Origin of the sequence: uncultured Campylobacter sp. (assembly GCF_937921625.1) — a bacterium.
Taxonomy (GTDB): Bacteria; Campylobacterota; Campylobacteria; order Campylobacterales; family Campylobacteraceae; genus Campylobacter_B.
On the sequence record NZ_CAKZTI010000007.1, the window covers coordinates 1 to 11,779 of the forward strand.

At 44.2% G+C, this 11,779-nt stretch carries 9 protein-coding genes; 5 read left to right on the forward strand and 4 right to left on the reverse strand.

Translation table 11 applies throughout. The features are described 5' to 3' along the window. The first annotated feature begins 91 nt into the window (after positions 1-91). Positions 92-3,136, forward strand: coding sequence for a TonB-dependent receptor (locus tag Q0101_RS01080; protein WP_297941536.1), 3,045 nt, complete (start codon positions 92-94; stop codon positions 3,134-3,136). Positions 3,137-3,888: 752 nt separating this feature from the next. Here the strand turns inward: Q0101_RS01080 and ppa are convergent. The 4 genes from ppa to aspS all read right to left on the reverse strand — a co-directional run bounded on the left by ppa (position 3,889) and on the right by aspS (position 7,385). Next, positions 3,889-4,407 (reverse strand): inorganic diphosphatase, encoded by a 519-nt coding sequence (ppa, locus tag Q0101_RS01085; protein ID WP_005871687.1) that lies wholly within the window; start codon positions 4,405-4,407, stop codon positions 3,889-3,891. Positions 4,408-4,416: 9 nt separating this feature from the next. Continuing rightward, positions 4,417-4,773 carry a NirD/YgiW/YdeI family stress tolerance protein gene (locus Q0101_RS01090; protein ID WP_297941537.1) on the reverse strand — a complete coding sequence of 119 codons (357 nt, stop codon included), beginning with the start codon at positions 4,771-4,773 and terminating at the stop codon, positions 4,417-4,419. A 279-nt stretch (positions 4,774-5,052) separates the two neighbouring features. After that, positions 5,053-5,634, reverse strand: a complete 582-nt coding sequence (locus Q0101_RS01095) for an adenylate kinase (RefSeq protein WP_295151487.1) — start codon at positions 5,632-5,634, stop codon at positions 5,053-5,055. Further along, entirely contained in the window at positions 5,631-7,385 is a 1,755-nt protein-coding gene (gene aspS, locus Q0101_RS01100; RefSeq protein WP_297882756.1) for an aspartate--tRNA ligase, read from the reverse strand. The genes Q0101_RS01095 and aspS overlap by 4 nt, the downstream gene beginning before the upstream one ends. Before the next feature lie 83 nt (positions 7,386-7,468). Between aspS and Q0101_RS01105 the strand changes: the two genes are divergently transcribed. The 4 genes from Q0101_RS01105 (at position 7,469) to Q0101_RS01120 (ending at position 11,779) form a co-directional block, all read left to right on the forward strand. After that, positions 7,469-8,344 carry an NAD(+) kinase gene (locus tag Q0101_RS01105; protein WP_297941539.1) on the forward strand — a complete coding sequence of 292 codons (876 nt, stop codon included), beginning with the start codon at positions 7,469-7,471 and terminating at the stop codon, positions 8,342-8,344. Then, positions 8,338-9,861 carry an AAA family ATPase gene (locus Q0101_RS01110; RefSeq protein ID WP_297941540.1) on the forward strand — a complete coding sequence of 508 codons (1,524 nt, stop codon included), beginning with the start codon at positions 8,338-8,340 and terminating at the stop codon, positions 9,859-9,861. Before Q0101_RS01105 ends, Q0101_RS01110 begins: the two co-directional genes overlap by 7 nt. A 125-nt stretch (positions 9,862-9,986) precedes the next feature. Further along, entirely contained in the window at positions 9,987-10,784 is a 798-nt protein-coding gene (locus tag Q0101_RS01115; protein ID WP_297941541.1) for a TatD family hydrolase, read from the forward strand. After that, positions 10,781-11,779, forward strand: a complete 999-nt coding sequence (locus tag Q0101_RS01120; protein ID WP_297941542.1) for a lytic transglycosylase domain-containing protein — start codon at positions 10,781-10,783, stop codon at positions 11,777-11,779. The genes Q0101_RS01115 and Q0101_RS01120 overlap by 4 nt, the downstream gene beginning before the upstream one ends.

The window sequence follows — 11,779 nt, forward strand, 5'->3', positions numbered from 1 at the left end:
ATTCTTTCTAATTTAAATTTAAAGAATTTTTCACTAATATACTGCTCTTTTTAATAACGCCTATGAGAAATAGTATTATAAAAGGATCAAAATGAGCTTATTTAGGTTTTCCATTGCAGCGGTGGGAGCGCTTTGTTTATGCGCGGCCACTTTAGCTGCACAGGATGATAGCGAAGGCAACTCCCAAAATTTAGGGCAGATCAATGTTACGGGAAACGTAGAAAGCGACCCGCTTACCAAAAAAGTCGGCGAAACAAAAAAGAGCGCCAAAACGCTAGAAAAGCAGCAAGTCTCCGACACTAGAGACCTCGTAAAATATGAAACGGGGGTTAGCGTCGTAGAATCTGGCAGGATGGGCTCTAGCGGTTACTCAATCCGCGGAGTGGACGAAAACCGCGTCGCCATCACGATAGACGGACTTCATCAAGCAGAGACTTTAAGCTCGCAAGGCTTTAAAGAGATCTTTGAAGGATACGGGAATTTTAACAACACGAGAAACGGCGTCGAGATGGAAAACGTCAAACAAGCGACTATCACCAAGGGCGCAGACTCGATAAAAGCGGGTTCTGGCGCACTTGGAGGCTCCGTTATGTTCGAGACCAAGGATGCACGGGATTATTTAATCGATAAAAATTGGTTTTACGGCTTTAAAGCGGGCATTTCCAGCAGAGATAAGGAAAAAATGAGATCTCATACTCTTGCTGCGAAAGTTAATTGGTTTGATTTTTTAGTAATCAGAACCGATAGAAATTCTCACGAGCTTAGAAACTACGGATACGGCACTTACGACGATAGCGTCAGAGGAAGGGAGAGGGAGCAAACCGATCCTTATACCATCAAAAAAGAGAGCACCTTAGTTAAAATATCCTTTCAGCCAAATGATGAAAATAGAATTACCCTCATGAATGATGATTCTAAAAATAGATCGAAAGGCAACGACTACTCATATACGCTCTATCCAAGATCGATTACTAATCCCGATTTTTTCGAAAGCAAGCTCGGAGAGAGATACACGGACGATCTTAGTAAGAGAGAAAATAGAGGTATCGCTTACGAAAATTTTACCGAAACGCCGCTTTGGGATAGCGTAAAATTTTCATTCTCTAATCAAAGAATCAAACAAAGAGCCAGAACGGAGGAGTATTGCAGAGGCGATAATTGCGCAGAAATAGCAAACCCTATAATAAAAAGAGATGGCAACAATAATATAGTAGACTCAAACGGAAACGAATTTAACATAGATAGAGGCGGTCCGGGAGGAATGACGAGATTAATTGATTCAAATGGAAAAACGTATTTATCGGGTTATGCCATTCCAAATATAAGTAATATGAAATTAAACTGCGAAGAATTTAACTGTAACGGTCCGTTAACGCTTTATAGAATTCCCTTCAATTCTGATCCAATAGAAAAAATGAGTCTGCCTCTGAATAGTCCAACCTATAATTTTACGGGTTCAAATGGAAAGAATTATGAATTTGATATACACGAAGAGACCTTAAACGGAAAGAGATATAAGGTAATTAAACCTAGTTATACTAATGGCATAGTCAAACAAGATTCTAATGAATTTAATATGCTTTTACCAAACTCACAGGGCTATCTTGAAAGAGACTGGAAAGAGAGGGATCTAAATACCGATACTAAGCAGTTTGATCTGGATTTTAGCAAAGATTTTAATCTTTTGAGTGTGGAAAATAGCCTTTCATATGGACTAAAATATATAAAAACCGATAAATCTATGGTAAATAGGGCGGGTTTTGACGCTACGAATCCTCAATGGTGGGCAGATACCGCTCCAGGTGACTGCCAAGGTGCAGATGCATTCAATGCACTGAAATGCCCTAAAACTGAGCCTGAAACATCATTTTTAATACCGGTCGAAAGCAAAAACGGAGTCTTTCACGTAGCGGACGACGTTATAGTAAATGACTTTTTTGATTTCAATCTAGCCTATAGATACGATAGAGTAAGATATAAGCCGGGCTATGTTCCGGGCAAGACTCCAAAGATCCCTGACGGTATGGTTGAGGGGCTATTTATACCGCTTGCGAAAAATCCACTTCCAGAGCCTAAGTGGAGCGACTATCCAAATTGGTCGGATTATGTGGCAGCCAGGAACGCATACCTAGCAAAGCAAGCCGAAGTCGATGCGCTGAATGCAACGAATGCTGAGCGAAATATAGAGTACATGTCAAAGCCGAAGGAGTATAAAAACAACTCCTACGCCGTGGGTTTAAATTTTAACCCACTTGAGTTCGTAAGAATTCAAACGAAGTATTCAAAAGCCTTTAGAGCCCCTACTACGGACGAGCTATATCTTGCGTTTAAGCATCCCGATTTTACGATAAAGCCGAATGTGGATCTAAGACCTGAAATAGCCAAAACCAAAGAGGTGGCCGTTACATTTCATAGCGAAAGTCAGAGTTTTATCACGCTTAGTAGATTTAAGACGGACTATCAAGACTTCTTGGATCTGGAATACCAAGGCACAAAAAGAGTAAATACAAACGCAAATAGCGCGCTTGATTTCGATATGTATCAAAACGTAAACAGACAAAGAGCCAAGGTAAACGGCATAGAGATAAGCTCTAAATTTAACCTAAGCGATATCTCCGATAGTCTGGGCGGATTTTATGTAGGATATAAATTTACGAAACAAAAGGGAAAAATTTTAACCGATGATGACGGTTTAGTGCCGATGAATGCGATACAGCCAAAAACTTCGGTATATAACGTGGGCTATGCCGAGAAAAATGACAAATTCGGAGTTGATATATACCTTACGACCGTATCGGCTAAAAAGCCCGAAGATACCTACAATATGTTTTGGAAAAACGAGAGGCAAAGCGGAGATCCTATAAACGGGCGCCAGGTGACCGATTACAGAGCGCACTGGTTAAGCACCAGCTACAAAGTGCTAGACCTAGTGGCATACACCAAGCCAACTAAAAATTTAACCTTCAGATTCGGCTGCTACAACATAACCGACGAAAAATATCTAACCTGGGAATCGGCTAGATCGGTAAGGTCTTTCGGCACTACGAATATGGTCCGCAAATCAGATAGCCTGGGAATCAACCGCTTCTACGCTCCGGGGCGAAATTTCAAACTGACCTTCGAGCTTACCCTGTAAATTTCAATAAAATTTGGACTAAATTTAATATCTAGTCCAAATTTTAATCTTTAAAATTTTTAAACGGCTCGGTAAAACCGCAACTCCTTTTTAAGCGTATCAACAAGGGTATTGTTTATCAAATCTCCCGACTGCTTTCTAGATCGGCAAAAGTTTATATAAAAAGAGTGGGTCAAATTTTATTCTGCGACGATCTAGCGAAAAATTTATAGAATTTTACAAAGCACGTAACCACACAGATGCCGCTACGCTTTCGGTAAAGAAATTTTACCGCTATCTGAGGCTTACCAATTACATGGTATCGTCTGATTTTGTGGTGTTTTTAAATTTTAAAATTTTACGTAGCGCGGCAGCCCAAAGGCTCCTGTCTGCTATGATGTCAGCTCTGTAATTTTGCAATGACGCCCGCGGTCTCTTTCAAAATTAAGATAGCGAATTTTGAAATTTTAACTGCGATCTCTATGAAACCTTTTGGCCCACGGAATTTTTCTGCCATTAGTTTGTAGAGCTCCGATCCCCGTAGCACTATTTCGCGCAATGTAGTTTTAAAAAATTTTATTTAAATAATCCAGACTACTTAGCCGCCGAAAAACGAGTGATAAAAACCAAGCGCGGGCTCCAGTTAAAATTGCACGGAATTTAAAATATTATAAGATTTTGAAAATTTGTAGAATTAAAATTTAACGATAAATTTGACCGAACGGGTCGGTCAAATTTTGATTAAATTTTCGCGCCGAGTACGCAAAAATGTATTATTTATAAGCCTTAATCGCTTTGTCTAGGATTTTCTCGGCCTCCGCGGCGCTTGCGAAATCCTTTACTTTGACCCATTTATTTGGCTCTAAAAGCTTGTAGGTTTCGAAGAAATTTTTAATTTTATCCAGCGTCGCTTTAGGCAGATCGGAGACCCCTTTGATACCTTCATATCGCGGATCGATCTTGCTAACCGGCACGGCAAGTAGCTTCTCGTCCATGCCGCTTTCGTCCTCCATCATCAAAACGCCGATTAGGCGGCACGGGATCACGCTGCCTGCGGCAAGCGGGTATTCGTTTAGCACCAAAACATCCGCAGGATCGCCGTCGTCGGCTAGGGTGTTGGGCACAAAGCCGTAGTTTGCGGGATAAAACATCGCGCCGTATAGCACGCGATCGACGCAAAGCGCACCGCTTGCTTTGTCGATCTCGTATTTGATATTCGAGCCGTAAGGGATCTCGATTACTGCGTTGATTTTATCGGGGTTTGAGCCCACTTTTATCTTTGAAAGATCCATAGTTTTCCTTTATTTAGAATTTAAAATTTTGATATTTTTCACGTCTATTGTCGTTTTAGTAAAATCCTTGTCGATCTCGCCAGTGATTCGCACGAGCGTATTTTCATCCACGCTCACGCCGCGCCAAACGTCATCGTCGATCTCAACCTCGATGCTATCGCCGTTTTGATCCACAAATCTATAATGCTCGTGTTTGAGTTGAGATTTTATCTTGCCGTCGATTACGACAGAAGAATCATCTCTTAATTTAAGCGCTTCTTTGACGCTTGACGGCTGATTTTGCGCCGCGGAGCCGCTTGGCACGAACCCGCCCGCGCCGAATGCAGCCGCACACAAAGCCATACTAAGTAAAAATTTTCTAACCATATCTATCCTTAAATTTTAATCTCTGCATTTGCAAACAGATCCGAAATTTCATTAAATTTAAAATCCGCTCGCATTTGACGCGTGCATTTAAATTTACACGGCGAGCTGCTTAAATTTACGCTTAAATTTTTAATTATCTCGCGCAACGGCAAGCTATAAATTTAAAGGCGCGCTCGCTTCAGAGGCGCATTAAATTTAAGTGCGATCCACGATCTGCGCCGCTTGCAATACGAAAAAGAAGCTGGGTGCGCTTTAAATTTAAGCCGCCATCCAAGCGTGCTAGCCTAATTTTTCGATCTGCGCGGCGATTATAGCGTTTATGTCCGCTACGATCTCCTCGACCGTGCGCTCGCCGTTTACGCTGTAAAATACGCCCGCGTCGCCGTAAAATTTACGGATATCCTCGATCGGCTCTGAAAATACCGCCATGCGGTTTTTAAAGACCTCCTCGTTATCGTCCGCTCCGCGAGCGCGTCCTAAAACGCGCTCCTTGGCGACCTCCTCGCTAACGCATACCTCGATGACTGCGCTAAGATTTACATCATCGTCGCCTCGCAGTACCTCGTCTAGCTTATTCATCTGCTCGACGCTTCTTGGATAGCCGTCGATGATGATGAAGTCTTTAGGCGAGCTCTTAATTGCGCTAACGATAGCATTTACGACAATATCAAGCGGCACGAGATTGCCTTTAGAAATGAAACCGTCTATCTGCCTGCCTAAAGCGCTGCCGCTTGCTACCTCGGCGCGTAGCAGATCGCCCGTGGAGTAGTGCTCGATGCTTTGATTCATCTGAGCGATCATACTCGCATCGGTCGTTTTGCCGCTGCCAGGAGCGCCGATGATTAGAAAAAGGCTTTTCATTTTTGCTCCTTCTTATGAAGCCTAAGACCTAGCTCGCGAAGCTGCTCGTCTGTAACGACGCTAGGGGCTTTGGTGAGCGGACACTGCGCGCGCTGCGTTTTAGGAAACGCGATAACCTCGCGAATACTGCTTGAGCCGGTAACGAGCATCATCAGTCTGTCAAAGCCGATCGCGATACCTCCGTGCGGAGGCGCGCCGAAGCTTAGCGCATCGAGCAGGAAGCCGAATTTCTCCCTCTGCTCCGCAGGCTCGATTTTAAGCAGCCTAAAGACCTTTTCTTGAATGTCCGCCTTATGGATCCTGATGCTGCCGCCACCAAGCTCAATGCCGTTTAGCACGACGTCGTAGGCAATCGAGGTAATATCCTCCAAATCTGGCTCGTCGGGATTGTTCGGCATCGTAAAAGGATGGTGCATCGCAGAGTAGCTGCCGTCGTCGTTTTGCTCAAACATAGGGAAATTTACGACCCACAAAAACTCAAGCCTGTTCGGATCTATGAGACCAAGCTCGTTTGCGAGGAAAATTCTAAATCTACCCATATAATCAAGCACGATTTTCTTTTTGCCTGCGCCGAAAAATACGACGTCGCCGACCTTTAGCTCGCAGCGCTTGATGAGCTCGTCCAGCTCGCTTTTTTCAAAGAATTTTACCAGCGGCCCCTTTAGACCATCCTCTTTTACTTGGATAAACGCAAGTCCCTGCGCGCCGAATTTTTTCACGTATTCCTCAAAGCCTTGCATCTGGCGCTTGCTAAATTTCAGATCGCCGCCCTCGACTTTAAGAGCTTTTACACGGTTAGCCTTGCGGTCTTTGGCTAAATTTGAAAAAATTTCGTTGCTCGATTTTTCAAAAATATCGGCTACGTCGATGAAAGGCATATCGTAGCGCAGATCGGGTTTGTCGCTGCCGTAAAGCTCCATCGCGTCTTTGTACTCCATATGTCTAAAAGGAGTGACGATCTCGCGACCGCAGGATTTGAAAATGTCTTTTAAAACCTCCTCGGCTACGCTCATTACGTCGTATTGGGTATTGAAGCTCATCTCGATATCGATCTGCGTAAATTCCGGCTGGCGGTCGGCGCGCAGGTCCTCATCGCGGAAGCAGCGCGCGATCTGGAAGTATTTATCAAAGCCCGAGCACATCAAAAGCTGCTTGAAAAGCTGCGGACTTTGCGGAAGCGCGTAAAAGCTGCCCGGATAGACGCGGCTAGGTACTAGATAGTCCCTAGCGCCCTCAGGCGTCGCGCGCGTTAAGATCGGCGTTTCGACCTCTACAAAACCGAGCCTATCGAGCGCGTTTCGCGCGGCGATCGCAGCCTTGGAGCGCATCTTAAATTTATCGAAGCTTCCATCGGCGCGCAGATCCAAAAAACGGTATTTCAGCTTCGTTTCTTCGTTGACGCTTTTATCGCCGATTACGAAAGGAAGCGGCTTGCTTGGATTTTCGATCTCTAAGCTTTCTACTACGACCTCAATGTCGCCCGTTTTTAAATTTGGATTTTCCAGCCCTTCGCCGCGAGCGCGGATCTTGCCGACGGCTTTTAGGACGAATTCGTTTCGCACGGTATTTGCTACCTCGTATGCCGAATGGCTATCTTTGGGATCACAGACTAGCTGTAAAAGCCCGCTTCGGTCGCGCAAATCTATAAAAATCACGCCACCGTGGTCGCGGTAAGAATTTACCCAGCCGCACACGGTTACACTTTTGCCGATATCGTTTTTACTCAAATCGGCGCAATAATGACTTCGCAATTTTACTCCTTTAAATTTATTTGTAAAACACAAGTATAGTTAAATTTTGCTTTTACAAAGCTAATTTTTTATAAAATAAAACTATGGAAAACAAAATTCATCAAAACCTTAAATTCGCGGGGCTAATAGCCAAAAAATCAGAAGAGATTCGCCCCGTCGTGGAGCAAATTTGCGAAATTTTAAAAGCGCAAGGTATTGAGCTTTTGCTTGAAGAGGACGGAGCAGAATTTTTCGGCCTTAAGCCACATACGCTTGCAGAAATTTTAAAAAAGACCAATTTTTTAATCAGTCTCGGCGGCGACGGCACGCTCATCGGGCTTGCGAGGCTATTAAGCGATAAAAACGCCTTTATTTTGGGTATCAATGCAGGCACTTTAGGCTTTTTAACGGACGTGCAGCCGAGCGAATTTGCAAAATTTTTAAAGGAATTTTTACGCGGCGAATACGAGATCGAGCGCCCGTTTTTGCTTGAAGTTATACTGGAAAACGGCAGCGGCAAGATCGTCCGCAAGAGTGCATTTAACGACGTCGTAATCACCCGCAGCCATATCTCTTCGATGGCGAAGATCGACGCCTTTTTAAACAGAAAATATTTCAACACCTACTACGGCGACGGCGTTATCGTAAGCTCCGCCGTGGGCTCGACCGCGTATAATATGAGCGCAAACGGCCCGATCGTCTATCCGCTGTGCGACGTGTTTTGCGTCACGCCGATCTGCTCGCACAGCCTGACGCAGCGGCCTTTGATCCTTCCCAAAGAATATCTCGTAAGCTTCAAAAACGCCGGAAACTCCGAAGTTAGCGTCGTCATCGACGGACAAGACGTTTTTGATATGACGGAATTTAGCAGCATGAGCGCTAAAATTTCACACGCCAAGGCAAATTTGATAAAGCGCAGGAGCTACGATTATTTCGACGTTTTAAAAGCCAAACTCAGATGGGGGCACGGCGGATGCTAGAAAGAATTTATATTAAAAATAATCTAGGTTTTTGCGAGAGCGAGCTTAGTTTTGGCCCGGGACTTAGCGTATTTACAGGCATCAGTGGCGCGGGTAAATCGGTATTAATAGGCGCTATTTTAGCGGTGTTTGGGCTTAAAGAATGCGAGGCAGAGCTCATAGAAGCGGACGTAGAACATAAATTTGATATGGAAAATTTCGGCTTGATAAACGATACGCCAAATATTTTTCGCGTCTTAAAAGAGCGTAGCTTGCGATACTTTATAAATTCTCAATCGGTTTCGAAAAAAAATCTGAGTACGATCGCCGGCGAATACGTGAAATTTTTAGGCGCTAAAAACGCCGGCGAAATGAGTAGCGACAGCTTGCTAAAATTACTTGATTTTATCGCCGCGAAAAAAGATGCGGCGCACGCGCAAAGCCTATCGGAGCTTCAAAGCGCTTTTGTGGAATTTAGCCGCACAAAAAAGCAGCTGGATGAAATTTTGGATCAAGAGCGCAAAATCGAGGAGTTAAAGGAATTTGCTCGCTTCGAGATTGAAAAAATCGAGCGCGTATCGCCTAAGATCGGCGAATACGAGGAGCTTTTGCAGATCAAAAAAAAGCTTAGTAAAAAAGATAAGATCGAGGAACTTTGGGCTAGGGCGCAGGGCGTTTTTGAGCTGGAACGCAGCGTCATCGAAGCGCTAAGTCTTAGCGGACTGGATAGTGCGTTTTTCGAGGATGCAATGAACGAACTGCGGCTAAAGCAAGAAAGTTTAAATTTAGACGAGCTCGAAAACATCGACATAGAGAAAATTTTAGATCGCATCGAAGCTCTTAGCGCGCTAAATAGGCGCTACGGAAGCGTAGAAGAGGCTTTAGCTACGCTTGAAGCGCGCAAGAAAGAGCTTGAGCATTACGAGCAGTTAAGCTTTGAAAAAACCAAGCTACAAGCGGAATTTAAACGCCTTAGCGAAAGCACCACTATCCTTGCCGAAAAAATTAGCGAGGCTCGCAAGGGCGCTAAAAAACGGCTCGAGGATCTGATAAATTCCTATCTAAAGCAGCTTTATATGGACGGAGTGGAGCTTAGTTTTAAGCCCGCGGTTCTTAGTGAGTGCGGCACGGACGAAATTAGCGTCAGCTTGTGCAAGACGGAATTTAAAAATTTAAGCTCAGGCGAGACGAATCGCCTACGCCTTGCTTTCATCGCGGCAAGCTTGGAGCTTACAAATAACGGCGAGGGAATTTTGATCTTAGACGAGATCGATTCAAATTTAAGCGGAAAAGAGGCGATGAGTATCGCAAACGTGCTGGTAAAAATCTCAAAATTTTATCAAATTTTTGCGATCTCGCACCAGCCGCAGCTTAGCTCAAAGGCTGCGTCACACTTTTTAGTAAGTAAAACGAACGGCAAATCTAGCGTGAGATTATTAAGCGAAAATGAGAAAATAACAGAGCTAGCTCGTATGATAAGTGGCGAGACGATTACTGCAGAAGCCCTGGAATTCGCTAAAAAACTAAGGCAAAGCTGAAGGAATTTTAAGCTTAAGTTTAAATCTGAAATTTTTTGCTACAATACCGCGTTTAATTTAAATTTAAGTGTGATTTTGCAAAACGACGTAAAATCCGCTTCGAAAAATTTTATCAAGTGAGTTTTATGATTATAGATACACATTGCCATTTAGACGATGCTAGTTTCGACGCCGATTTGGGCGCGGTGATTGAGCGCGCCACGATTGCAGGCGTGCGCAGCATCATCATTCCCGGTGCCGATGTAGCAGACCTAGATAAGGCATGTAAAATTTCGCACGCACGGAATAATGTGTATTTTGCCGTAGGGGTGCATCCATACGAGATAGATTCTTTCGATATGGAGGTGCTGAAGCGGTATGCTGACGATCCCAAATGCGTAGGCGTTGGTGAATGCGGGCTTGATTACTTCAGACTTAAGCATCAAGAGAGCAAGGAAGCCAAAGCCTTAGAAATCTCCCGCCAAAAAGACGCCTTCATCTCACAAATCGATCTAGCAACACAACTTCAAAAACCACTTATAGTCCATATCCGAGAAGCAAACGAAGATAGCTTCGGAATTCTAAAAGATCGTGCCGGCGATTTATGCGGCGGTGTTTTGCACTGCTTCAATGCCAGCAAGCTTTTGCTAGGTCTTAGCGAATACGGATTTTACTTCGGTATCGGCGGAGTTTTGACATTCAAAAATGCAAAAAACTTAGCTGAGATCTTACCGCAAATTCCGCAAGAGCGCCTTTTAATCGAGACGGATGCACCATATCTAACCCCGCATCCGCATCGCGGCGAGCGCAACGAGCCTGCATTTACGAGACTCGTGGTAGAAAAAGTCGCGGAAATTTTAAGCCTAAGCGTAGAAGAGGTCGAAGCAATAACGACTCAAAACGCCTGTAGGCTTTTTGGCGATAAAATCAAAGGAGAGATATGAAAGCCATAAAATTTATACTGCTAGCCCTACTTTTAGTGGGCGAAGCGTTTGCGAGCCAGCCCGGTCTGATGCGCGCAAATCACGACTATATTTTAAATCAATTCGGCATCGAAAATAACGAATCGAGCAAAAACGTAGTTGCGGGCATATTCCGTGCGATCAATGCAAGCGATCGCAAGCAGTTTAAGCATATCGTGACTTCGCAGTCGCACAATGCATACTTAGTCAAATCCGAGGTCGATAACATCGAAGCTCCGGAATTCTTATTGTATTTGGCAATGGTAGAATCTCATCTTAAAAACACCGTAACTTCGGGCGCTAGCGCAGGTGGTATGTGGCAGCTGATGCCGGCAACTGCGAAAAATTTCGGTCTTAGAGTAGATAGCGCCGTAGATGAGCGTCGCGATCCCGCAGCCTCTACGGATGCTGCGTTTTCGTATATTTTGCATCTGAAGCAAAATTTTGGCAAGTGGTATTTAGCGCTAATGGCGTATAATTGTGGCGATCAAAAGCTTAAAAATGCGATTGCAGCTACTGGCAGCGATGATCTGGATCGCTTGCTAAAAAGTCCTGCACTTCCTAAGGAGACTAAGAATTTTATCAAGCGCATTATTAAATACGCTTACATTGCTCAAAATGAAAATATGCGTAAAATTCTGCTTTTTGAAAGCGAGCCGTGGGGGCTAAAGCGTATCGCCGTAGCTCCGGGCACAAAGCTAAGCGCGGTTGCAAAACAGATCGGAATTTCGCCATCGCAGATGCAGGATTACAACGCGCATATTAAAAACGGAATTTCGCCGCTTAACGGCAAGTACTTCTTTTATATCCCACAAAGCAAATATGCAGAATTTGTCGTAAACCAAGGCGCGTTTCAAGCGTATGAACCACGTCTGAAACAGCGCAAGCCAGGACGCGTGTTAGCAGGTTTGGCGAACGAGCTTAGCCTCAAAGACAAAAATGAAATAGCGCTAAATAATATAAAATTCAATAAATAA